The 23,394-nt window shown below is 74.5% G+C and carries 15 protein-coding genes; 9 read left to right on the top strand and 6 right to left on the bottom strand.

All coding sequences use genetic code 11. From position 1 onward, the window contains the following. Window positions 1–120 precede the first annotated feature (120 nt). From ACFVHB_RS14195 to ACFVHB_RS14180, 4 genes are all read right to left on the bottom strand, one after another. Entirely contained in the window at window positions 121–1,482 is a 1,362-nt protein-coding gene (locus ACFVHB_RS14195) for a carotenoid oxygenase family protein (RefSeq protein ID WP_380320296.1), read from the bottom strand. Window positions 1,483–1,575: 93 nt separating this feature from the next. Beyond that, the gene (locus tag ACFVHB_RS14190; RefSeq protein WP_380320293.1) at window positions 1,576–2,019 is read right to left on the bottom strand and encodes an SRPBCC family protein; all 444 of its coding nucleotides are present in this window, start codon (window positions 2,017–2,019) and stop codon (window positions 1,576–1,578) included. 96 nt (window positions 2,020–2,115) lie between these two features. Then, on the bottom strand, window positions 2,116–3,573 hold the full coding sequence (locus tag ACFVHB_RS14185) for an MFS transporter (RefSeq protein WP_380320290.1): 1,458 nt from the start codon (window positions 3,571–3,573) through the stop codon (window positions 2,116–2,118). A gap of 241 nt (window positions 3,574–3,814) precedes the next feature. Next, the gene (locus ACFVHB_RS14180) at window positions 3,815–4,381 is read right to left on the bottom strand and encodes a TetR/AcrR family transcriptional regulator (protein ID WP_380320288.1); all 567 of its coding nucleotides are present in this window, start codon (window positions 4,379–4,381) and stop codon (window positions 3,815–3,817) included. 260 nt (window positions 4,382–4,641) lie between these two features. Between ACFVHB_RS14180 and ACFVHB_RS14175 the strand changes: the two genes are divergently transcribed. The 4 genes from ACFVHB_RS14175 to ACFVHB_RS14160 all read left to right on the top strand — a co-directional run bounded on the left by ACFVHB_RS14175 (window position 4,642) and on the right by ACFVHB_RS14160 (window position 16,003). Beyond that, window positions 4,642–7,983 carry an amino acid adenylation domain-containing protein gene (locus tag ACFVHB_RS14175; RefSeq protein WP_380320285.1) on the top strand — a complete coding sequence of 1,114 codons (3,342 nt, stop codon included), beginning with the start codon at window positions 4,642–4,644 and terminating at the stop codon, window positions 7,981–7,983. Then, window positions 7,980–13,736, top strand: a complete 5,757-nt coding sequence (locus ACFVHB_RS14170) for an amino acid adenylation domain-containing protein (protein WP_380320282.1) — start codon at window positions 7,980–7,982, stop codon at window positions 13,734–13,736. The genes ACFVHB_RS14175 and ACFVHB_RS14170 overlap by 4 nt, the downstream gene beginning before the upstream one ends. A gap of 91 nt (window positions 13,737–13,827) precedes the next feature. Continuing rightward, window positions 13,828–14,094: an MbtH family protein gene (locus ACFVHB_RS14165; RefSeq protein ID WP_380320279.1), complete on the top strand. Its 267-nt coding sequence runs from the start codon at window positions 13,828–13,830 to the stop codon at window positions 14,092–14,094. Window positions 14,095–14,386: 292 nt separating this feature from the next. Then, a complete protein-coding gene (locus ACFVHB_RS14160) occupies window positions 14,387–16,003 on the top strand; it encodes an MFS transporter (RefSeq protein ID WP_380320276.1) in 1,617 nt (538 codons plus the stop codon). A gap of 79 nt (window positions 16,004–16,082) precedes the next feature. On the opposite strand, the gene ACFVHB_RS14155 is transcribed toward ACFVHB_RS14160, so the two are convergent. Together ACFVHB_RS14155 and ACFVHB_RS14150 are read right to left on the bottom strand one after the other, a co-directional pair. Beyond that, window positions 16,083–16,442, bottom strand: a complete 360-nt coding sequence (locus ACFVHB_RS14155; protein ID WP_380320273.1) for a zinc ribbon domain-containing protein YjdM — start codon at window positions 16,440–16,442, stop codon at window positions 16,083–16,085. A gap of 103 nt (window positions 16,443–16,545) precedes the next feature. Beyond that, window positions 16,546–17,307: a FadR/GntR family transcriptional regulator gene (locus ACFVHB_RS14150; protein ID WP_380320270.1), complete on the bottom strand. Its 762-nt coding sequence runs from the start codon at window positions 17,305–17,307 to the stop codon at window positions 16,546–16,548. A gap of 210 nt (window positions 17,308–17,517) precedes the next feature. Between ACFVHB_RS14150 and ACFVHB_RS14145 the strand changes: the two genes are divergently transcribed. Genes ACFVHB_RS14145 through ACFVHB_RS14125 form a run of 5 tightly spaced genes read left to right on the top strand, consistent with a single transcriptional unit; the run spans window position 17,518 to window position 23,347 of the window. After that, window positions 17,518–19,083 (top strand): amino acid permease, encoded by a 1,566-nt coding sequence (locus ACFVHB_RS14145; protein ID WP_380320267.1) that lies wholly within the window; start codon window positions 17,518–17,520, stop codon window positions 19,081–19,083. Further along, window positions 19,080–20,438, top strand: coding sequence for a glutamine synthetase family protein (locus tag ACFVHB_RS14140; RefSeq protein WP_380320264.1), 1,359 nt, complete (start codon window positions 19,080–19,082; stop codon window positions 20,436–20,438). The genes ACFVHB_RS14145 and ACFVHB_RS14140 overlap by 4 nt, the downstream gene beginning before the upstream one ends. A gap of 52 nt (window positions 20,439–20,490) precedes the next feature. Next, a complete protein-coding gene (locus ACFVHB_RS14135) occupies window positions 20,491–21,204 on the top strand; it encodes a gamma-glutamyl-gamma-aminobutyrate hydrolase family protein (RefSeq protein WP_380320261.1) in 714 nt (237 codons plus the stop codon). Further along, window positions 21,201–22,574 (top strand): aldehyde dehydrogenase family protein, encoded by a 1,374-nt coding sequence (locus ACFVHB_RS14130; protein ID WP_380320258.1) that lies wholly within the window; start codon window positions 21,201–21,203, stop codon window positions 22,572–22,574. Before ACFVHB_RS14135 ends, ACFVHB_RS14130 begins: the two co-directional genes overlap by 4 nt. 5 nt (window positions 22,575–22,579) lie before the next feature. Beyond that, window positions 22,580–23,347: a 3-oxoacyl-ACP reductase gene (locus ACFVHB_RS14125; RefSeq protein WP_360187350.1), complete on the top strand. Its 768-nt coding sequence runs from the start codon at window positions 22,580–22,582 to the stop codon at window positions 23,345–23,347. Window positions 23,348–23,394: the final 47 nt, after the last annotated feature.

Below are 23,394 nucleotides of genomic sequence, written 5' to 3'. Positions count from 1 at the left end.
CCGCGCCCGCGCCCACCTGACCGGGCCCGCGCCTGACCGCGTCCGCCCTGGCGGGGAGAGCCGGGGCGGACGCGGAGAAGGGGGTGGGGGGCGGAGGCCGCGGAGAAGGGGGTGGGGCCGTCAGCCGAGGTCGGTGTCCGGAATCCAGGAGCCGTGGATCATCGCCGGCACCCGGCGCGGGAGGTGGACGGTGGCGACCGGCGGGACGGAGAGGTCGGAGGCGTCCAGGACGAGCAGCTTCGAGGCGTCCGCGTTGAGGTCGCTGACGACCGTCAGCAGGTACCCGGCGTCCTCGTCGGCGCCGTCCTCCGCCGGGACGAACACCGCCTCGCTCGGGAGCTGCCCGGTACCGACCGGGAGCAACCGCCGCTCGCCGGTGCGGCGGTCGTACTTGACCAGGGCGTGGTTGCCGATGCCGCGGTCGTCGGGGAAGGAGAGCGCGTACTGGAACCGGTGCTCACGCCCGAGGAACGCCTCGTTGATGGTCGGGAACTCGACGGTGAGGTCGTCGGTCTGCTCCTCCCGGACGGTGCCGGCCGCCGGGTCGACGGTCCAGCGGCGGCTGCGGGAGCCGGAGTTGGGCTCGGCGCCGCGGTCGGGGGCACCGACCCACCAGTTCCAGGAGCGCTGCCAGCCGTCCCTGCCCACCGACGGGCCCTCGACGACGATCCGGCCCCGCGCGTCCTCGTAGGCGTTGGCCAGGTGCATCGCGAAGCCCTGGCCGATCTCGTACCAACGGACCTTCGCCGCACCGCCGTTGCCGCGCGGCATGACGCCGATCCGCGAGACCTGGGCGTCGCTCCAGCCGTACGGGATGCCCGAGTGGTCGGACAGGTCCAGGGCGACCGAGCCCTCCAGGAAGACCACGTGGTGCTCGGTGATGGCGAAGTCGTGCTTGAGCGCCGCGGTCGCGCCCGGGACCTCCTGGCTGGTCAGACCCGCGCCGTCGGGGGAGGCGACGTGGTGGATCAGGTAGGGCGGGAAGGGTGAGGAGGCGAAGAAGTGCAGCTCGCCGGTGACCGGGTCCTCCTTGGGGTGGGCGGTCATGGCGGAGGTCAGCTTGCCGTTCCAGTCGAACGCGCCGACCGTTTCCAGGTCGGGGGTGAGCTCGAAGGGGAGCGCGGCCTCGCAGAGGGCGAGCAGGCGGCCGCCGTGTTCGATGACGTGGGTGCCGGCGGTGGAGGCGGTGAGGTCGGGGCCGTGGTCGGTGAGGTAGGGGGCGCCGTCGAGGGCGGGGGTGTGCACCCAGCGGTTGCGGTACCACTCGGCGCGGCCGTCGCGCAGGCGGATGCCGTGGACCATGCCGCTGCCCTTGAACCAGTGGGTGGGGGTGATGCCGGGCTTGGGGTTGTGGCTGTTGCGGATCAGTCGGCCGGTCAGTTCGGGCGGCAGGTGGCCCTCGACGGTGAGGTCGGTGGCGGTGATCTCGTCGGCGACGGGGGTGTAGTGGCCGGTCAGGTAGGGGGGCTTGGTGGCGGTCATGGTGGTCGGTGCTCCTCGGATCTCGGTGTGCGGTGGACGTCTTCGGCTTTGCTCGACGAGGGATCGGCGACGTTCTCGATCGCCGGGGTGGGTTCAGCGCTGCTCGGCCTGCGCCTTGAGGTGCCCGAGCCAGCCCTCCAGGGAGGCCCGCAGCGCGGCCTCCAGCTCGACGGGCTGCGCCTCGACCGGCGCGCCGGCCCAGGACTCCTCGGTGTGGACGACGACCGCGCCGTCCCGCTCCTCGAAGGTCCAGACGTGGACGCCGTCGATGCCGTTGGCCGGGCCGCCCCAGACGATCCGCCGGCCGGGGACGAGCTCCAGCACGGTGGACGTGATGTCCAGGCCGTGGGTCTGCCAGTGGAAGGAGGCGCCGGGGGCGAGCGGGCCGTCCAGGCGGGCCCGGTCGACGTCCGGGAGCCAGGTGGCCCAGGAGTCGACGTCGGTGTGCAGGGACCAGACGACGGCGAGCGGTGCGCCGACCGTGGTGGTCAGGCGGACGATGACGGGCGCGTTCTGGTCGATGGTGTGGACGGTCATGGTGGTCTCTCCCTGAGTGGAACGTGTGGGACGGAACGTGCGGAGGCGGGCCGGCGGGACGGGCGTGGGGGCGCGTCGGGGGCCCTGGCCCTGCGGTTAACGCGGGGCCGGCGCGGGGACGGCGGGGGCGGCCGCGGGCGTGCGGCGCGCCAGGTAGGGGGTGAGCGCCGTCGCGGCGGCGAGCACGAGTGCCGAGGCCAGGAAGGCGGTGCGGTACCCCTCGGTGAGCGCGGCGGCCCGGGCGTGGTGGGCGGCCGAGCCGGCGGTGGCCGAGGCGGCGAGGCTGCCGAGGACGGCCAGGCCGACGGCGCCGCCGAGTTGCCGGCTGGTGTTGACCAGGCCGCCGGCCAGGCCGGAGTCGGCCGCGGCGACGCCGGTGACGGCTGCCGAGGTCAGCTGGACGAAGGCGGGGCCGAGGCCGAACCCGACCAGCAGGAGCGGGCCGAGCAGGTCGGCGGGGTAGGTGCCGTCGGACCGGATCGCGGCGAGCCAGAGCAGCCCGCCGGCCAGGGTGAGCAGGCCCGCGGCGAGGGTGGCGGTCGGGCCGATCCGGGCGGCGATCCGCGGCGCGAGCGAGGAGCCGGCCGTGGTGGCGGCGGCGAGCGGGAGCTGGCCGAGCCCGGCGGCCAGGGGGCCCGCGCCGAGCACCTGCTGCTGGTAGAGCGGCAGGAAGTAGAAGAGGCCGACCCAGACCGAGCCCAGGAGCGCCATCACCAGGTTGGCGGGGGCGACCGGGCCCGCCGCGAGGACGCGCCGCGGCAGCAGCGGATCCGGGTGGCGCCGCTCCAGCAGCACGAAGGCGGGGAGGAGCACGGCGGCGAGCGCGAAGGCGGTGAGGGGGCCGGGGGCGGTCCAGCCGCCGTGCCCGCCCGCGGTGAGGCCGTAGGTGAGGGCGGTCAGGCCGAGGGCGGCGGTGACGGTGCCGCCGAGGTCCAGTCGTCCGCCGGCCGCGGTGGGGGCGCCGCCCGGCACCAGGAGCACGGTGCCGACGAGGACCAGCACCGCCCCGGCGGCCGAGGCGTGGAAGACCCAGGGCCACCCGAGGCGCTCGGTGAGCACCCCGCCGAGCAGGACGCCGGCCGCGCCGCCGGCGCCGGAGACGGCACCCCAGACGCCGAGTGCCCTTCCGCGTCCGGGGCCGGCCGGGTGGAGTTGCATGACCAGGGCGAGCGCGGCCGGGGCCACCGCGGCGGCGCCGAGACCCTGCAGGGCCCGGGCGGTGACGAGCAGCCAGGGGGTGGTGGCCAGGCCGGCGGTGAGCGCGGCGGCGGCGAAGAGCGCGAGGCCGGCGAGGAGGACGCGGCGGCGGCCGAGCAGGTCCGCCACCCGGCCGCCGGGCAGCAGCAGCGCGCCGAAGGCGAGGCCGTAGGCGTTGACCACCCAGGACATGCCGCTCTCGGAGAGGCCGATGCCGTCCCGGACGGCCGGGAGGGCAACGTTGACGATCGAGGTGCTGAGGACGACGGTGAACTGGGCGCCCGCCAGGGCGGCGAGTGCGGCGGCGCCGGGCCGTAAAGCGCTGTTCGTACCGGTTTCCGTGCCGGGTGCGGCCACTGGAACTCCTATGTGTGATTGACCACTCACTCGGATGGCCAAAGGGTGGGCGAGGCGGCGGCCCTCGGGGGAGTGCGGGCTGCCGCCCCGCCGCGGCGGGGTTGGCTCGGGCGCGGACCGGCGGTCCGCCGGGGGGCGGTGCTTCGGGACCGCCGGCCGGGTGCGGTGCTCCGGGACCGCCGGCCGGGTGTGCTCGGGGACCGGCGCTCACCGGCCGGCGGTCCCGGGGTGGCGCGGTGCCTCAGTAGTGCGTGATGCCGGCCGCCAGGGTGCGCGTCCAGGGCGCGTCCACCTCGTCGGCGCCCATCGACACCAGCAGGTGGCAGAGCATGCCGGTGGCGAAGAACTCCTGGATCTGCCGCTCGTCGCCCCCGGAGGCGCCCCGGGCGTACTCGACCAGCCGGGCGTAGCCCGCCCGGACGGCCTCCCGGATCGCCGGTTCGGAGACCGCCGCCGCCTGGGCGTGCAGCTGGACGAGCATCAGGTCGTTGTCGCTGATCAGTTTGGCGTAGGCCTCCCCCATGGCGTGCAGGACGGCCTCCGGCGCGCTGCTCGCGGCCTGCGCCGCGCCCTCCTCCAGGCTGGCCCGGACCCGGGTGAAGCAGTGCTCGACGACGGCGACGAACAGTGACTCCTTGTTGGGGAAGAGGCGGTAGACGTAGGCCTGCGAGATGCCGGCGGCCTTGCCGACCTCGGTGGTCGTGGTGCCGAAGTACCCCCGCGAGGCGAAGGCTCCGATCGCGGTGCGGAGCACCGTTTCGCGGCGCTCCTCGGCCGTGGACAACTGGCGGGGGCGTTCGTTCTTCATGTGAGTACTCAATCACTCACACCTTGCGGAGTCAACCCTCCGTCAGTTCCGCCGGCGGTCCGGCCATCGCGCTGACGGTTAGCTGGTCCAGACCATTGACGCTCGCCGACCCCGCTCCCTAGCATGATCCGCACCGCGGCGGCCATACGGGGGCCCGCCGCCTCGCCGAGCGCGCAGCTCCCTCCCACCGACAGGGCACGCGGCCGAGCCATGTCCGAGCCCTGCCGTCCGTAGACCGCCGGCGCGTCCTGAGGAGCACGATGAGCACGTCCGTCCATGCGGCACACCACCGGTCCGACCAGGTCTCCCCGGCGTCGGCCGTCCTGACCGTCGGACAGGAACGCCTTTGGTTCCTGGACCAGTTGGAACCGGGGGACCCGTCCTACAACATCCCGCTCGTGCTGCGGCTCACCGGCGAACTGGACCCGGTCGCCCTGCGCGCCGCCCTCGGCGGGGTGGTGGCCCGGCACGAGGCGCTGCGCAGCCGCTTCCCGAACGAGGACGGGCGGCCCGCCGTGGTCGTCGACCGGCCGGCGCCCGTCCCGCTGGACGAGGTCGACCTGCGCGGCGCGGCGCCGGAGCGGCTGCCCGCCGCCCTCGCCGAGCGCACCAACCGCGGCTTCGACCTCGCGGCCGGCCCGCTGCTGCGCACCGCCCTGTTCCGGACCGGCGAGCGGGAGCACGTGCTCTGCCTGGTCGTGCACCACATCGCCGCCGACGGCTGGTCACTCGGCCTGCTGCGCGCCGAACTCGCCGCCCGCTACGCCGCGCACCGCGCCGGCGGGCCGCTCGCCCTGCCCCTAGACCTGCCCGTGCCGCCCTCCTACCTGGCCCACGCCGCCGCCGAACGCGAGTGGCTGGCCGGCCCGGAGGCCCGGGCCGGCCTGGCCTACTGGGTCGACCGGCTGGCCGACGCGCCCGCCCTGGAACTGCCGCTGGAGCGGCCCCGGCCCGCCCACCCGAGCAGCGCCGGCGCCTTCCACACCCGGATCCTGCGCGGCCTCGGCCCCGAACTGGACACCTTCGCGCGGGCCCGCCGGCTGACGCCCTTCATGGTGCTCGCCGCCGCCTACCAGGCCGTGCTGCACCGCTGCACCGGCCAGGACGACTTCTGCGTCGGCGTGCCCGTCGCCGCCCGCACCACCGTCGAGGCCGAGCAGACCGTCGGCTACTTCTCCAGCGCCCTGGTCCTGCGCGCCGACCTCGCCGGCGCACCGACCTTCGCGGAGCTGCTGCGCCGCACCCGCTCCGGCTGGCTCGGCGCGCTCGGCCACAGCCAGGTGCCGTTCGAGCAGCTCACCGAGGAACTGCGGATCGAGCGCGACCCCGGCCGCACCCCGGTGTTCCAGACCCTGCTGACCGTCCACACCCAGAGCGGCGGCGCGCTGGACGAGCACGCCTTCGCCGACCTGCGCTGCACCGAACTCGACGGCGGCTACACGGCCGCCAAGTTCGAACTCACCCTGGACGTCCGGTGGGACGGCGACGACCTGCTGGCGATCTTCGGCTACCAGACCGAGCTGCTCGACGAGGCCTGGATCACCCGGCTCGGCCGCTGGTTCGACACCCTGCTGCGGGACGGCCTGGCACGCCCGGACGCGCCCGTGCACGGGCTGGCGCTGCTGGACGAGGCCGAACGCGCCGGGGTTGCCGCGGCCGCCGCCGGCCCCGCGTCGGCGCCCCACCCGGGGACGGTGCTCGCCGCGATCGACCTGGCCGCCGCCGAGGCCCCCGGCGCCCCCGCGCTGGAGGGGCGGGACGAACGGCTGACCCGTGCCCAACTGGCCGGGGAGTCGGCCCGGTTGGCGGCCCGGCTGGCCGTGCACGGGGTCCGCCGCGGCGACGTGGTGGCGTTCTGCCTGCCGCGCGGCCCGCGTGCGGTGGTCACCATGCTGGCCGCCTGGCGGGCCGGCGCCGGCTACCTGCCGCTGGACCCGGAGTACCCGGCCGCCCGGCTCGCCTTCATGCTGGCGGACAGCGGCGCCAAGGTGCTGGTCACCGCCGACGGCCGCCCGGTCGACGGCCTGCCGTCCGACCTCCCCGTGGTCCCCGCCACCACGGCGGACGCCCCCGGGGACACGGCGGACGCATCCGGGACCGTGATGCCGCCCGGCGCCGCCGCGACCACGGCGGACGCCCCCGGGGACGCGGCGGACGCATCCGGGACCGTGATCCCGCCCGACGCCGCCGCGACCGCGGACGACCCCGCCTACCTGGTCTACACCTCCGGCTCCACCGGCACCCCCAAGGGCGTCCTGGTGCCGCACCGGGCGCTCGCCGCCCGGGTCGCCTGGATGCGCGAGGGCTACGGCGTCACCGCCGCGGACCGGGTGCTGCAGTTCGCCTCGCTCTCCTTCGACACCTGCGCCGAGGAGGTGTTCCCGGCGCTCGCCGCCGGAGCCACCCTGGTGGTCGCCGAGCCGGGCGCCGCGCTGCCGGAACAGCTCGCCGAGCCCTCCGCCGCCGGGCTGACGGTGCTCGACCTGCCCACCCCGTACTGGCACCAGCTGGTCGCCGACCTGGACGCCACGCCCTGGCCGGCCGGGCTGCGGCTGCTCGTCCTCGGCGCCGACCAGGTGCGGCCGGAGGCCGTCGCCGCCTGGCGCGCGCGCTTCGGCGACACCGTCCGGGTGGTCAACTCCTACGGGCCCACCGAGACCACGATCATCGCCACCACCGCCGAGCTGGGCGCCGCCGACGCCACCGCCCGCCCGCCGATCGGGCGGCCGATCGGCGGCACCACCGTGGCCGTCCTCGACCGGCACGGCAACCCGGTGCCGCCCGGCACCCCGGGCGAGCTGGTGATCGGCGGCGACGGCGTCACCCTCGGCTACCTGGGCCGCCCCGGCGCCACCGCCCGGGCCTTCGTCCCCGACCCGGACGGCCCGCCCGGCGCCCGCCGCTACCGCACCGGCGACCTCGTCCGCCGCCGCGCCGACGGCGCGCTCGAGTTCCTCGGCCGGATCGACAGCCAGGTCAAGGTCCGTGGCTTCCGCATCGAGCCCGGCGAGACGGAGAGCGCCCTGCTCGCCCTGCCCGGCGTCGGCCAGGCCGTGGTGACCGTCCGCGGCGACGCCCTGATCGGCTACGTCGTGCCCGCCGCCGGCGGCCCGGCCCCCGAGCCGGACGCGCTGCGCACCGGCCTCGCCGCCACCCTCCCCGCCCACCTGGTGCCGAACGCCCTGCTCGTCCTGGAAGCGCTGCCGCTCACCCCGAACGGCAAGCTCGACCGCCGGGCGCTGCCCGCCCCCGAGATCCGGCCCGACCTGCGCGCCGCTTACGTCGCCCCCCGCACCGAGGCCGAGGAACTGGTCGCCGAGGTCTGGCAGGAGGTGCTCGGCCTGGACCGGGTCGGCGCCCTCGACGACTTCTTCGACCTCGGCGGTCACTCCCTGCTGGCCACCCGCGTCGTCGCCCGGATCCGCTCGGCCGTCGACCTGGCCGTGCCGCTGCGCACCCTCTTCACCCACCGGACCGTGACCGCCTTCGCCGACGCCGTCGAAGCCGCCCTGGTCGCCGAACTCGCCGAGCTGTCCGAGGACGCCGCCGAGGAACTGCTCGCCGCGCAGGACTCCCCGGAAGGGACCAACACGCCGTCATGAGCACCGACACGCCCACCCCCGTCGCCGGAGCGGACGCGCACCCGGCGGTGCGGCCCTCCGCGGCGCGGCCCTCCGCGGCGCAGCCCCCCGCGGCGCAGCTCTCCGCGGCCAAGCGGGAGCTGCTCAGCCGCCGCCTCAAGGCCCGCACCGCCCCGAAGCAGGCCATCGCGCGGCGGCCGGAGGGCAGCCCGGTGCCGCTCTCCTTCGCCCAGGAACGCCTCTGGTTCATGGAGCAGTTCGCGCCCGGCACCGCCGCCTACAACATCCCGCTGACCCGCCGGCTGCGCGGCCCGCTGGACACCGCCGCGCTGCGCCGGGCGCTGGACGCCTCGGTGGCCCGGCACGAGACGCTGCGCTCGCGCTACCCGGCCACCGACGACGGCCGCCCGGTGCTGGAGATCGCCGACCCCGCGCCGTTCGACCTGGCCACCGCCGAGGCGGCGGACGAGGAGGAGGCCGGGCGGCTGATCGACGCCGCCGCCGCCGTGCCCTTCGACCTGGAGAGCGGGCCGCTGCTGCGCGCCCTGCTGGTCCGGCTGGCCGAGGACGACCACGTTGTGCTGCTGGTCGTCCACCACAGCGTCGGCGACGGCTGGTCCAGCGAGGTGCTGGTCGGCGAGGTCCTGCGCGGCTACGCGGCGTACGCGGCCGGCCGGCCCGACCCGCTGCCCGAACTCGCTGTCCAGTACGGCGACTTCGCGATCTGGCAGCGCGAGCGGCTGAGCGGCGACCGGCTGACCGCCGAAGTCGCCCACTGGGCCCGCGAACTGGCCGGTGTCGAGCCGCTCGAACTCGCCTTCTCCCGCCCCCGCCCGCCCCGGCAGACCTTCGCCGGCGCCGGCCGCGGCTTCCGGGTCGAGCGCGCCCTGCTGGACGACCTGACCGCCCTCGGCAAGCGGCACGACGCCACCGTCTACATGGTGCTGCTGGCCGCCTTCCAGGCCCTGCTGGCCCGCTACAGCGGCCAGACCGAGTTCGCCGTCGGCTCGCCCATCGCCGGCCGCCCCGAGCCGGAACTCGAGCCGCTGGTCGGCATGTTCGTCAATGTGCTGGCACTGCCCGCCCGGCTCGGCGGCGACCCCTCGTTCGCCGAACTGCTCCGGCGCACCCGGGAGACCTGCCTGGAGGCCTACGCCCACCAGGAGCTGCCCTTCGCCCAGCTGGTCACCGAACTGAAGGTGCCCCGCGACGTCACCCGCCCGCCGGTCTTCCAGGTCGTCCTGGCCGTCCAGAACTACGCCACCACCCGCGACGCCCTCGGCGAACTCCCGCTGGAAGTCGAGCCGTTCGGCGTCCGGGCCAGCGGCACTCGGTTCGACCTGGAGCTGTTCCTCCAGGAGTGGCCGGACGGCCTGGCCGGCGCGTTCAACTACAACACCGACCTCTTCGCCGAGGACGACATCGCCCGGCTCGGCGCCCACCTCGGCCGGCTGCTGGCCGCCGTCGCCGCCCGGCCGGACGCCCCGCTGTCGGCCCTCGACGGCCTGGACGCCCGCGAACGCGCCTTCGAGCTCGACGAGTTCAACCGCACCGGGGTCGATCGCCCGGACACCACGCTCACCGCGATGATCGCCGAGCAGATCGCCCGCACCCCCGACGCCGTCGCCGTCGCCTTCGAGGGCGAGCCGGTCCTGACCTACCGTCAACTCGACGCCGCCGCCGACCGGATCGCCGCCCGACTGGCGGCCGAGGGCGTCGGCCCCGGCACCCTGGTCGCCGTCAGCGCGGAACGCTCGCCCGAACTGGTCGCCGGCCTGCTCGGCGTGCTGCGCACCGGTGCCGGCTACACCCCGCTGGAGCCCGAGTACCCGGCCGAGCGGCTCGCCTTCCTGCTGGAGGACAGCGCCGCGCCCGTCCTGCTCACCCAGCGCGGGCTGCCGATCCCCAAGGGCTGCACCGCCCGCGTCCTGCTGCTCGACGACCCGGCCGAGTGGCCGAGGGCGAGGAGCCGCCCGGCCGGCCCCGCCCCGGACGACACCGCCTACCTGATCTACACCTCCGGCTCCACCGGGCGCCCCAAGGGCGTGCCCAACACCCACCGCGGCATCGCCAACCGCCTGCGCTGGATGCAGGACGCCTACCGGATCGGCCCCGGCGACGCCGTCCTGCAGAAGACCCCGGCCGGCTTCGACGTCTCGGTGTGGGAGTTCTTCTGGCCGCTGGCCACCGGCGCCCGGCTGGTGCTGGCCAAGCCCGGCGGCCAGAAGGACGCCGGCCACCTGCGCGACCTGATCGCCCGGGCCGGCGTCACCGTCGCCCACTTCGTGCCCTCCATGCTCACCGTCTTCCTCGCCGAGGACGGCATCGAGGAGTGCACCGCGCTGCGCCGGGTGGTCTGCAGCGGCGAGGCCCTCCCGGCGGACACCGCACGGGAGTTCACCAGCCGGCTGCCCGGCTGCGCGCTCGCCAACCTGTACGGCCCGACGGAGGCCGCCGTCGACGTCTCCGCCTGGGAGTGCGAGGGCCCGCTGGAGACCGTCCCGATCGGCCTGCCGATCGACAACACCCGGCTCTACGTCCTGGACGCCGCCCTGCGGCCCGTCCCGCCCGGTGCCCCCGGCGAGCTCCACATCGGCGGCACCGCCGTCGCCCTCGGCTACCACCGCCGACCCGGCCTCACCGCCGCCCGCTTCGTCCCCGACCCCTACGGCCCGCCCGGCTCCCGGCTCTACCGCACCGGCGACCTCGCCCGCCGCCGCGCCGACGGCACCCTGGAGCACCTCGGCCGGATCGACCAGCAGGTGAAGATCCGCGGCCTGCGGATCGAACCCGGCGAGACCGAGGCCCTGCTCCGCGCCCAGCCGGGCATCGCCGACGCGGCGGTGATCGTCCGCGAGGACAACCCCGGCGACAAGCGCCTGGTCGGCTACCTCGTCCTCGCGGCGGGCGCCGAGGAGCCCGAGCCGGCCGCGCTGCGCGCCGCGCTCAAGCTCTCCCTGCCCGATCACCAGGTCCCCACCGCCTTCCCGGTGCTGGACGCGCTGCCGCTCACCCCGAACGGCAAGCTGGACCGCCGGGCGCTGCCCGCCCCGAAGGCGCGCCGCGCCGGGGGCGGCGTCCAGCGGCCGGAGACCGAGGCCGAGCGGGTGCTCGCCGAGATCTGGGCCGAGGTGCTCGGCGTGCCCGAGGTCGGCACCGACGAGGACTTCTTCGACCTCGGCGGCCACTCGCTGCTGGCCACGCAGGTCGTCGCCAGGGCCCGCAAGCGGCTCACCGAGGCCGGCGCCCGCCCGGTCAGCGTGATGGACCTCTTCACCTGCCGCACCGTGCGCGAGCTCGCCGCGCTCGCCGACCTCTCCGAGCAGGACCGCGGCCCGCGCCGGCTGCTGCACCGCCTCACCCGCCCGGTCCCGGCCGAGCGCCGCCGGCTCACCCTGGTCTGCGTCCCGTACGGCGGCGGCAGCGCGGTGGTCTATCAGCCCGTCGCCGACCTGCTGCCGGCCGACACCGAGCTGTGGGCGGTGGCCATCCCCGGCCACGACGTCGGCGTCACCGAGCAGCACCTGCCCTTCGACGAACTGGCGGAGCAACTGGCCGCCGAGGTCCGCGAGCGCGTCGAGGGCCCGGTGGTGGTCTACGGCCACTGCGGCGTCGGGACGGCGCTCGCGGTCGCCACCGCCCGGCTGCTGGAGGCCTCCGGCCGCGAGCTGGAGGCCGTCTACGCGGGCGCGCAGTTCCCCTTCGCCAAGCCGCGCAGCAAGGTGCTCAGCGCGCTCAGCGGGCTCGCCTCGCTGGAGCCGCTGCTCGGCGACCGGGTCTACGTCAACTGGCTGACCGGCATGGGCGTGGACACCTCCGACCTGGACCCGGAGCAGGTCCGGTTCATCGTCGGCAACATGCGCCGCGACTCCAAGGCGGCCGAGGAGTACTTCACCCGGGCGATCGCCGAGGTGGACGCGGGCGCGCCCCGGCTCAGGGCGCCGATGATCTCGCTGGTCGGCGACCGCGACCCGGCCGCCGACTTCTACCAGGAGCGCTACCGCGAGTGGCTGCTGCTCGCCGAGCGCTCCGCCGTCGCGGTGCTCGACCAGGGCGGCCACTTCTTCGTCAAGTACCGCGCGGACGAGGTCGCCGAGGCCGTCACCACCGTGCACCGGGCCGTCCTGGCCGGCGAGACCGACCGGCTGCCCGCGCGCGGCCCGGACTCTTCCTGGTGGTTCCACGGCGAGACCGGTCCGCCCGCCCCGGCCACCGAGCCGGAGCGCCCCGGGGCACCGGCCGCCGCCTCCGCCGCCGGTTCCTCCGCCGCCGCTTCCTCCGCCACCACCGCCGCCGCCTCCGCCGCCGTCTCCGCCGAGGACGGGCCGCAGCCCAGCCTGCGCCGCTTCCTGGCCGTCGCGGCCGGCCAGCTGGTCTCGATCACCGGCTCGGCGCTGACCGAGTTCGCGCTGCCGGTCTGGATCCTGCTGGAGACCGGCTCGATGGCCCGGTACGCGCTCTACGCGGTCGTCGCCATGCTGCCCGGAATCCTCATCGGCCCGCTGGCCGGCGCCCTGGTCGACCGGCTGGACCGGCGGAAGGTGATGCTGGCGGGCGACGTCGCCGCCGGTGCCACCCAGGCCGCGATGCTCGCCCTGCTGCTCGCCGGACGGCTGCACTCCTGGCAGATCTACGTCCTGCTCGGCGTGCTCTCGGTGGCGCTCACCTTCCAACGGCTCGCCTACGCCTCCGCGGTGCCCCAGATCGTGCCCAAGCAGTACCTCGGACACGCCAACGGCATCGTCCAACTGGCCTTCGGCGCCGCCCAGTTCATCGTGCCGCTGGCGGCGGTGGCGCTGATGGCGGCAATCGGGCTGCGCGGCATCCTGATCCTCGACGTGGCGAGCTACGCGGTGGCCGTCGGCATCCTGCTGGCGGTGCGGTTCCCGAAGACCCTGCCGTGGACCAGGCGGGAGTCGCTGGTCGAGGAGATCAGGCACGGCTTCGGGTACTCCTGGCGCAACCGGGGCTTCCGCTCGATGCTGCTCTGGTTCGCCGGCCTGAACGTCTTCCTCTCCCCGCTGTTCCTGCTGGTCACCCCGATGGTGCTGGCCTTCTCCGACCTGAACGGCGCCGCCCGGGTGGCCGTGGCGGGCGGTGCGGGCGCGCTGCTCGGCGGCGTCGCGATGGGCTTCTGGGGCGGGCCGCGCCGGCACCGGCTGCGCGGCATGCTCGGGCTCGCCGCGCTGCTCTCGGCGGCCTGCGCGTTCACCGGCCTGCACGCCGGCCTCTGGGTGATCGCGGCCGGGGCGTTCGGGATGTCCTTCGCGCTCTCCCTGGTCAACGGCGTCTACTCGACCATCGTCCAGGTCAAGGTGCCGCAGCGCTTCCACGGCCGGGTGTTCGCGCTCAACACCCTGGTGGCGTGGTCCACCCTGCCGCTCGGGCACGGCGTGATCGCCCCGCTCGGCGCCTCGCTGTTCGGCCCGCTGATGGACGACGGCGGCGCGCTGGCCGGGGTGTTCGGTCCGCTGCTCGGTACCGGGCCCGGGCGGGGCATCGGCCTGATGTACCTGCTGTTCGGCCTGGCGATGCTGGTCCTGGTCGCGGTCGGCCTGCGGCTGCCGGCCCTGGCCCGGTTCGACCGGGACGTGCCCGACGCCGAGCCGGACGACCTGGTCGGTCTGCGCGAGCGCGCCCGCCTCGCGGCCGCCCGCCGGGCCGCCCGGCCCGGCGCCCGCGAGCCGGAGACCGGAGGACCGGATCCCGAAGGACCGGATCCCGGAGGGCCGGAGACCCGGGGACCGGAGACCCGCGAGCCGGCCGGCGTCTGACCCGAAGCCCGTACGCCCGCAGCACCACCGGCCCGGCGGCGCAGGAGCCGCCGGGCCCCCACCTTCCGCGACAAGCACCGAGGAGCACCCCGTGAGCACCGCAGCCACGTACCAAGTGGTCGTCAACGACGAGGAGCAGCACGCCCTTTGGCCGGCCGGCGCCCCGCTGCCCGCCGGCTGGCGGGCCGAGGGCTTCACCGGCACCGAGGAGGAGTGCGGCGCCCACGTCGACCGGGTCTGGCCGGACATCCGCCCGCTCAGCCTGCGCCGCCGCCTGGTCGGGCAGGCGGACGGGCAGCCGGCCGCGGCGACGGCCGCGGCGACGGCCGGGCAGAGGGGCGGAGCGGCCGCCGGGTGAGCCCGGGCGCGGGACGGGAACACGTCGGCGCGCCCGGCGGCACCGTCGCGACCTCGGCGTTCTTCGCCCCCGCGGCCGGAACCCGGTACTCCGGTCCGTCTGACGGGCCGTAAACTACAGATCTGTCGAAGGTGTCGCCCCGCGGGTATGCGGGGCGGCCGTCCGGGTGACATAGTGATCCGCTGACCGGCGGGACGCCGTGTCAGTTCGCGGTACGGGCAAGGCCGGACGGGGTGAACCGGCGGCGCAGCCACGGCCGCCCCCACCCCACGAACGTAAAGGACGGGAACCCGTGCGGTCCGAGAACGCTTCGGCCATCTCGACACCTGTGGCCGCCAGTCAGTCATTGACGCTGGCAGGCATGCTCTTCGCGGTCTCGATGACCTTCATCGACCAGACCATCGTCTCCATCGCGGCCCCCGACATCATCCACGAGCTGGGCCTCTCCTCGGCCGGCATGCAGTGGGTGGTCAACGCCTACCTGCTGGCGCTGGCGGCGTTCTTCGCCCTCGGCGGCCGGCTGGCCGACGTGCTCGGCCACCGCCGGATGGCCCTGGTCGGCATCCTGACCTTCGTCATCGCCTCGGCCCTGTGCGGCGCGGTGCCGAGCGGCAGCCTGGCGCAGACCTGGCTGGTCGCCTTCCGGGCGCTCCAGGGCGTCGGCGCCGCCTTCATGTTCCCGGCCGCGCTGGCCGTGGTCGTGGAGGTCTACCCGGTGCACAAGCGCGGCCGCGCCCTGGCCGTGTTCTTCGGCATCGCCGGCGGCCTCACCGCGGTCGGCCCGATCCTCGGCGGCTGGCTGACCAGCTGGACCTGGCGCGGGATCTTCTGGGTCAACGTGCCGATGGCGCTGGTCGCGATCGTGCTGACCCTGATGGCCCGGATCCCCAACACCGCCCGCCGCGAGCCGATCGACTGGGCGGGCGCCGCGCTGATCGCGGTCGGCATGGGCCTGAGCGTGCTCGGCCTGCAGCAGGCGTCGTCCTGGGGCTGGGACAGCCCGGCCACCTGGCTCTGCATAGCCGGCGGCCTCGTCGTGCTGGTGCTGTTCGTCCTGTTCGAGCTGCGCACCCGGGACCCGCTGATCAAGCTGCGGGTCTTCGCCGACCGGGCCTTCGCGGCCGACAACGCGGTGCTGTTCTTCGCGATGATCGCCTTCGTGCCGGTGTTCTTCTTCGCCTCGGTCTACGCGCAGGTGGCGCTCGGCCAGTCGGCGAACGACGCGGGCCTGTACCTGCTGGTGTTCTTCGCCGGCTTCGCCCCGGGCACCCAGCTCGGCGGCCGGCTGCTGGACCGGATCGGCGCCCGGCCGCCGATGCTGATCGGCTCGGCGCTCGCCACCGCGGGCTTCGCGCTCTGGGCCGGCAAGATCACCGACCTGTCGCTCGGCGCCCAGGCGCCGTACATCGCGATGGCCGGTGGCGGCATCGGCCTGCTGATGACCCCCGCCTCGACGGACGCCGTGAACCGCGCGATCGGCGCCTCCTACGGTGAGGTCACCGGCATCACCCAGACCGTGCGCAACTACTCGGCGAGCCTCGGCATGGCCGTGCTGGGCACCGTCCTGCTGCACAGCACCACCGGCAACGTCGAGGACGCCCTGCGCACGCACGGCGTGCCGGCCGAGGCCGCGCACGGCACCGCGGTGGAGATCACCAAGAGCATCACCGGCCACGGCGAGGGCGGTCACGGCGGTGGTGGCGCCTCCGACGCCTCGGCCGAGCTGATCGACGCCGTCCGCCGCGCGTTCGCCGAGGCCAACGGTCCGGTGCTGTACGGCATGGCGGCGGCGCTCGCGGTCGCCTTCGGGTGCGCGCTGTTCCACCCCGGGACGAAGGTCACCGCCGAGTCCGCGGCGGACGGGGAGACCGCCGCGAAGGTGGCCGAGCCCGGCGGCGCCACGGTCTGATCCCGCCGGAGCGCGAACAGGACGGAGGCCGCCGGGTGCACACCCGGCGGCCTCCGTCGTACGCGTTCGCGGGCCCGGTTCAGGCCTTCTTGACCACGCTCGACTTGAGCTGCATCGGCCCGAAGCCGTCGATCTTGCAGTCGATGTCGTGGCCGTCGACGCCGTCGACGAGGCGGATGTTGCGGACCTTCGTCCCCGCCTTGATGCCCGAGGGGCTGCCCTTGACCTTGAGCGCCTTCACCACGGTCACGGTGTCGCCGTCGCTCAGCACGTTGCCGACCGCGTCCTTGATCACCCGCTCGCCGGCCGCCGCGGCGTCGCCGGCCCCGCCCTCGGCGGGTACCCACTCGTGGCCGCACTCGGGGCAGACCATCAGCGCGTTCATCTCATAGGTGTACTCGCTGGAGCACTGGGGACAGGGGGGGAGGTTCTCGCTCATTCCACCAGGATATCCGCACGCGCGTACGGGTCGCGCTGGGTGTCTGCGCGGGAACGGCGGGTGAGGGGGCTGGTGCCGTCCGGCGGATCTCGTCGGACCCGCCTCAGGTCAGGAAGCCGCGCAGCAGGGCGGCGGTCGCGGCGAGGTGCTCCTCGGTGGCGCGGCGGGCGGCCTCGCCGTCGCCGTCGAGGATGGCCCGGACGATCGCGCGGTGCTGATCCGCGGCGTGCTCGATGTTGCGCTCCAGCATCGGGATGGCGTTCAGCAGGTCGTTGAGCCGCATCCGGGCCTCGGCGATGCGGGCCGCCAGCGTGGGGGAGCCGGCCAGCTCGCCGACGGCGAGGTGGAAGCGGGAGTCCAGCTGGCGGTACTGCTCCGGTGGCGCGCCCTCCAGCTCGGCGAGCCGGTCCTCCAGGTGGGTCTGCTGCCCGGCGGAGAGGGTGCGCCGGGCGGCGGCCTCGGCGGCGCCGGTCTCCAGCACCAGCCGGTAGGTCAGCGCGTCCTCCAGTTCGCCGCCGAGGTCGCGGGCGGCCCGCCGCAGCTCGGTGACGTCCGGCGGCGGCATCCGGTAGGTGACGAAGGTGCCGCCGTAGCGGCCGCGGCGCGGTTCGACGCAGTCGGCCTGCTGCAGGGTGCGCAGCGCCTCGCGGAGGGTCTCGCGGCTCACCCCGAGCCGGCCGGCGAGTTCGCGTTCGGGGGGCAGCCGGTCGCCGTGGCCGAAGACGCCGAGCTTGATCGCCTGGAGTAGCCGTTCGACGGTCTCCTCGAAGGCGTTGCCGGTCCGGACGGGCCGGAAGATCGCCCCCGCCTGCCAGTCCATGAGCGCCCGTTCGCGTGCCTGTTCGCGTGCCTCGTCCACGTCCACGCCGGAATCGTACCCACGGACGGCCCGGGAATCGTGGCCCGTACCGCTCTTGACGCGGCCCCGGCGGGGGGTGAACGATGCTGCTCACCACCGCAATGGTCTGGTTCCAGACCATTGAAGAGCCGTCGGACCGTCGACCCTCCGGGACGGGCGAAGCCACACCGCCGTGGCCGCGCCCCAACCCGCACACCTCAACCCCCAGGGGTGCCCATGACTGACGAACGCTCAACCGACCACCCTGCCCCGCCGGTGTTTCCGGCGGACGCACCGCCCGTTTCGGACGACGAACAACGGCTCCGCGAGCTCGGCTACACGCAGGAGCTCGCCCGTTCGATGTCCGGCTTCTCCAACTTCGCCGTCTCCTTCTCCATCGTCTCGATCCTCTCCGGCTGTCTGACCCTCTACGCGACGGGGATGAACGCCGGCGGCCCCGCGATGATCATCTGGGGCTGGCCGGTGGTCGGCCTGCTGACGCTCTGCGTCGGCCTGGCGATGGCCGAGATCTGCTCCAGCTACCCGACCGCCGGCGGCCTCTACTACTGGTCCGCCAAGCTGGCCCGCAGCCGCGGCGCGGCCTGGAGCTGGTTCACCGGCTGGTTCAACTTCCTCGGCCAGGTCGCGGTGACCGCCGGCGTCGACTACGGCGCCGCCTTCTTCACCAACGCCTTCCTCACCCTGCAGTTCGGCTTCGAGGCCACCCCCGCCCACACCGTGGAGATCTTCGCCGTCATCCTGCTGGTGCACGGCCTGCTCAACACCCGCGGCGTCCGCCTGGTCGCCTTCCTGAACAACCTGTCCGTCTGGTGGCACCTGGTGGGCGTCGCCGTGATCGTCGGCGCACTCGTCCTGCTGCCCGACCAGCACGCCTCCGCCTCCTTCGTCTTCACCGAGTTCGTCAACAACACCGGTTTCCACAACCAGTTCTACGTGGCGATGCTCGGTCTGCTGCTCGCCCAGTACACCCTCACCGGCTACGACGCCTCCGCGCACATGACCGAGGAGACCCAGGACGCCGCCCGGTCCGGCCCGCGCGGCATCGTCAACGCCATCACCGTCTCCCTGCTGGCCGGCTGGATCCTGCTGCTCGGCATCACCTTCGCCATCCGCGACTACGACGGCGCGCTCGACAGCGACACCGGCGTGGCCCCCGCCCAGATCTTCATCGACGCGATCGGCACCGGCGGCGCCGAAGTGCTGCTGCTGATCGTCATCGGTGCCCAGTTCTTCTGCGGCATGGCCTCCGTCACCGCCAACTCCCGGATGATCTACGCCTTCTCCCGGGACGGCGCACTGCCCGGCTCCTCGCTCTGGCACCGCATCGACCCGCGCACCCAGACCCCCACCAACGCGGTCTGGCTGGCGACCGGCGGCGCCCTGCTGCTCGGCCTGCCCGCGCTCTGGAACTCCACCGCGTACACCGCCGTCACCTCCATCTCGGTCATCGGCCTGTACATCTCCTACGTGATCCCGGTCTACCTGCGGCTGCGCCAGGGCGCCGCCTTCCCGCGTGGCCCCTGGCACCTGGGCCGCTGGAGCGGGATCATCGGCACCGTCGCCGTCGGCTGGACGGCCGTGATCACCGTCCTGTTCATGCTCCCCACCGTCAACCCGATCACCGCCGAGACCTTCAACTACACCCCGGTGGCCGTCGCCGTCGTGGTCGGCTTCGCCGGCCTCTGGTGGCTCGCCTCCGCCCGCCACTGGTTCACCGGACCGCGCATCCACGAGATCCCGCCCGGCCCGGCCGCCCTGGACGCCGAACTGGAGACCCGATGACCACCCCCCGGCTCACGCTCGACGAACTGCGCGCCCGCGTCGCCGACGGGTCCGTCGACACCGTCGTGCTCGCGATGACCGACATGCAGGGACGCCTCCAGGGCAAGCGCGTCGCCGCCGAGTACTTCCTCGCCGACGTGGTGCCCAACGCCGCCGAGGGCTGCGGCTACCTGCTCGCCGTCGACGTCGACATGAACACCGTGGACGGCTACGAGATCTCCTCCTGGGAGAGCGGCTACGGCGACCTCACGCTCCGCCCCGACCTCGCCACCCTGCGGGCGGTGCCCTGGCACCCCGCCACCGTGATGGTCCAGTGCGACGTCACCCACCACGACGGCGCGCCCGTCGCCGTCTCCCCGCGCCAGGTCCTGCGCCGCCAGCTGGACCGGCTGGCCGGGTACGGCTGGCAGGCCCACGCCGCCACCGAGCTGGAGTTCATCGTCTTCCGGGACACCTACGAGGAGGCCTGGGAGAAGGACTACACCCGGCTCACCCCCGCCAACCAGTACAACGTCGACTACTCCGTGCTCGGCACCGGCCGGATCGAACCCCTGCTGCGGCGGCTGCGCAACGGCATGGCCGGCGCCGGCCTCACCGTCGAGTCCGCCAAGGGCGAGTGCAACCTCGGCCAGCACGAGATCGCCTTCAAGTACGCCGACGCCCTCACCACCTGCGACGACCACTCCGTCTACAAGACCGGCGCCAAGGAGATCGCCGCCCAGGAGGGCTACAGCCTCACCTTCATGGCCAAGTACGACGAGCGCGAGGGCAACTCCTGTCACATCCACCTCAGCCTGCGCGACGAGCAGGGCGAGCCGGTCTTCGCCGGTGACCGGCCCCACGGCTTCTCCCGCACCATGGAGCACTTCCTCGCCGGACAGCTCGCCTGCCTGGCCGACTTCGCGCTGCTGTTCGCCCCGACCGTCAACTCCTACAAGCGGTACGTGCCCGGCAGCTTCGCACCCACCGCGATCGCCTGGGGGCGCGACAACCGCACCTGCGCGCTGCGCGTGGTCGGCCACGGCCCCTCGCTGCGCTTCGAGAACCGCGTCCCCGGCGGCGACGTCAACCCCTACCTCGCGGTCGCCGCACTGATCGCGGCCGGCCTGCACGGCGTCGAGCAACAGCTGGAACTGGAACCGGAGTTCACCGGAAACGCGTACGCCTCCGACGCCCCCCGGGTGCCGGCCAACCTGCGCGACGCGGTCGCCGCCTTCGAACAGAGCGCCGTCGCGGGCGCCGCCTTCGGCAAGGACGTCGTCCGCCACTACGCCCACGCCGGCAAGGTCGAACTCGCCGCCTACGACCGGGCGGTGACCGACTGGGAGCGCCGCCGCGGCTTCGAGCGGCTGTGACCCCGCGACCGGCCGCGACCCCCCGACAGCCCGCGAACCGAGGACACCGACCGTGCACCACGAGGACCACCGAAGGCCGCTGATCGGCATCACCAGCTACCAGGACGAGGCCGCCTGGGCGGTCTGGCGCCAACGCGCCTCGCTCGTCCCGCAGACCTACGTCGACGCGGTCTCCCGGGCCGGCGGCACCCCGGTGCTGCTGCCGCCGCAGCCCGGCGGCGCCGGCCACCTGCTCGACGTCCTGGACGGGCTGGTGCTGGCCGGCGGCCCCGACGTCGACCCGGCCCGCTACGGCGCCGCCGCCGACCCGCGCACCGGGCCGCCGCACCCCGCCCGCGACGACTGGGAACTCACCCTGCTGCGCGGCGCCCTCGACCGCGACCTGCCGCTGCTCGGCGTCTGCCGCGGCATGCAACTGCTGAACGTCGCCCTCGGCGGCACGCTCATCCAGCACCTGCCCGACCGCAGCCACCAGATCGTCCCCGCCGGCTTCGTGCGCCACCGCGTCGACGTGGCCGACGGCAGCCGGGCCGGCGACGTCCTCGGCACCTCCGCCGAGGTCTCCTGCTACCACCACCAGGCCGTCGACCGGCTCGGCGACGGGCTGCGCGCCACCGCCCACAGCTCCGACGGCACCGTCGAGGCACTCGAACTGCCCGGCCGGCGCTTCGCGTTGGCCGTCCAGTGGCACCCCGAGACCGACCCCGACGACCCCCGACTGTTCCACGCCCTCGTCACCGCGAGCCACAGGGAGACCGCCCGATGACCGAACCCGACCTCTTCGAGGTGGTCAACCCGGCCACCGAGGAGGTGATCGCCACCGTCGAACTGGCCGGCCTCGCCGAGACCGACGCCGCCGTCGCCCGCGCCAAGGCCGCCTTCGACACCTGGCGCCGCGTCGCCCCCGCCGACCGCGCCCGGCTGCTGCGCGCCTTCGCCGCGGCCGTCGACGCCGACCGCGAGCACCTCGCCGCCCTGGAGGTCGCCAACGCCGGCCACACCATCGGCAACGCCCGCTGGGAGGCCGGGAACGCGCGCGACGTCATCGAGTACTACGCCGCCGCCCCCGAGCGGCTGTTCGGCCGCCAGATCCCGGTGGCCGGCGGCCTCGACGTCACCTTCCAGGAACCGCTCGGCGTGGTCGGCGTCATCGTGCCGTGGAACTTCCCGATGCCGATCGCCGCCTGGGCCCTGGCCCCGGCGCTCGCCGCAGGCAACACCGTCATCGTCAAACCGGCCGAACTCACCCCGCTCACCGCCATCCGCCTCGGCGAACTCGCCCTGCAGGCCGGCCTCCCCGAGGACGTGCTGCAGATCCTGCCCGGCCGCGGCCCGGTGGTCGGACAGCGCTTCGTCACCCACCCCGACGTCCGGAAGGTGGTCTTCACCGGCTCCACCCGGGTCGGCAAGGAGATCATGGCGGGCTGCGCCGCCCAGGTGAAGCCGGTCACCCTCGAACTCGGCGGCAAGAGCGCCAACATCGTGTTCGCCGACGCCGACCTCGCCAAGGCCGCCGCCACCGCCCCCTACGCCGTGTTCGACAACGCCGGACAGGACTGCTGCGCCCGCTCCCGGATCCTGGTGCAGGCCTCCGTCCACGACGAGTTCATGGCGCTGCTGGAGCCCGCCGTCCGGGGCGTGCGGGTCGGCGACCCCACCGACGAGAAGACCGAGATGGGCCCGCTGATCTCGGCCGCGCACCACGCCCGGGTCTCCTCCTACGTCGGCGCCGACGCGCCCGTCGCCTTCCGCGGCAGCGCCCCCGAGGGCCCCGGCTTCTGGTACCCGCCGACGGTGCTGGCGCCCGTCCGGCCCGACGACCGGGCCTTCACCGAGGAGATCTTCGGCCCGGTGGTCACCGTCGTCCCGTTCCGCGACGAGGAGGACGCCGTGCGCATCGCCAACGCCACCGAGTACGGCCTCTCCGGCTCCATCTGGACCAGGAACGTCGGCCGGGCGCTGCGGGTCTCCCGCGGCGTCGAGGCCGGCAACCTCTCCGTCAACTCGCACTCCTCGGTCCGCTACAGCACGCCGTTCGGCGGCTTCAAGCAGTCCGGTCTCGGCCGCGAGCTCGGCCCGGACGCCCTCGACGCCTTCACCCAGACCAAGAACGTCTTCATCGCCACGGAGGAATGATCAGCATGACGCAGCGACTCGACGGCCGGGTGGCCGTCATCACCGGCGCGGGCAGCGGCATCGGCCTGGCCACCGCCCGCCGCTTCGCCGCCGAGGGGGCCAAGGTGGTCTGCGCCGACCTCGACCCGGAGACCGGGGCCAAGGCGGCCAACGAGGTCGGCGGCCTCTTCGTCCAGGTCGACGTCACCGACGAGGCGGCGGTCCGGGACCTCTTCCAGCGGGCCGTCGACGAGTACGGGCGGCTCGACATCACGTTCAACAACGCGGGCATCTCCCCGCCGGACGACGACTCCATCCTCGTCACCGGCCTGGACGCCTGGAAGCGCGTCCAGGAGGTCAACCTGACCTCCGTCTACCTGTGCTGCAAGTACGCCATCCCGCACATGCAGCGCCAGGGCAAGGGCTCCATCATCAACACCGCCTCCTTCGTGGCGGTGATGGGCGCGGCCACCTCGCAGATCTCGTACAGCGCCTCCAAGGGCGGCGTGCTGGCGATGTCCCGCGAGCTGGGCGTGCAGTTCGCCCGCGAGGGCATCCGGGTCAACGCGCTCTGCCCGGGGCCGGTCAACACCCCGCTGCTCCAGGAGCTGTTCGCCAAGGACCCGGAGCGGGCCGCCCGCCGCCTGGTCCACATCCCGCTCGGCCGGTTCGCCGAGCCCGAGGAGATCGCCGCCGCCGTCGCCTTCCTGGCCTCCGACGACTCCTCCTTCATGACCGCCAACACCTTCCTGGTCGACGGCGGCATCTCGGGGGCCTACGTCACCCCGCAGTAGTCACCCCGCGGGGGTGACACCGCGGCCGGTTCGGGCCGGGGCCGCGC

This window comes from Kitasatospora sp. NPDC127111 (assembly GCF_042677465.1).
In the GTDB taxonomy this organism is placed as follows: Bacteria; Actinomycetota; Actinomycetes; order Streptomycetales; family Streptomycetaceae; genus Kitasatospora.
The sequence above is the reverse complement of the archived record's forward strand: the minus strand, read 5'-3'. Positions and strand labels throughout refer to the sequence as shown.

Excerpts from the sequence above, each read along its gene's own strand:
- ACFVHB_RS14190 (WP_380320293.1), bottom strand. The coding sequence starts at position 2,019 with ATGACCGTCCACACCATCGACCAGAACGCGCCCGTCATCGTCCGCCTG.
- ACFVHB_RS14140 (WP_380320264.1), top strand. The coding sequence starts at position 19,080 with ATGACCACCCCCCGGCTCACGCTCGACGAACTGCGCGCCCGCGTCGCC.
- ACFVHB_RS14195 (WP_380320296.1), bottom strand. The coding sequence starts at position 1,482 with ATGACCGCCACCAAGCCCCCCTACCTGACCGGCCACTACACCCCCGTC.
- ACFVHB_RS14130 (WP_380320258.1), top strand. The coding sequence starts at position 21,201 with ATGACCGAACCCGACCTCTTCGAGGTGGTCAACCCGGCCACCGAGGAG.
- ACFVHB_RS14180 (WP_380320288.1), bottom strand. The coding sequence starts at position 4,381 with ATGAAGAACGAACGCCCCCGCCAGTTGTCCACGGCCGAGGAGCGCCGC.
- ACFVHB_RS14175 (WP_380320285.1), top strand. The coding sequence starts at position 4,642 with ATGAGCACGTCCGTCCATGCGGCACACCACCGGTCCGACCAGGTCTCC.
- ACFVHB_RS14125 (WP_360187350.1), top strand. The coding sequence starts at position 22,580 with ATGACGCAGCGACTCGACGGCCGGGTGGCCGTCATCACCGGCGCGGGC.
- ACFVHB_RS14145 (WP_380320267.1), top strand. The coding sequence starts at position 17,518 with ATGACTGACGAACGCTCAACCGACCACCCTGCCCCGCCGGTGTTTCCG.
- ACFVHB_RS14170 (WP_380320282.1), top strand. The coding sequence starts at position 7,980 with ATGAGCACCGACACGCCCACCCCCGTCGCCGGAGCGGACGCGCACCCG.
- ACFVHB_RS14155 (WP_380320273.1), bottom strand. The coding sequence starts at position 16,442 with ATGAGCGAGAACCTCCCCCCCTGTCCCCAGTGCTCCAGCGAGTACACC.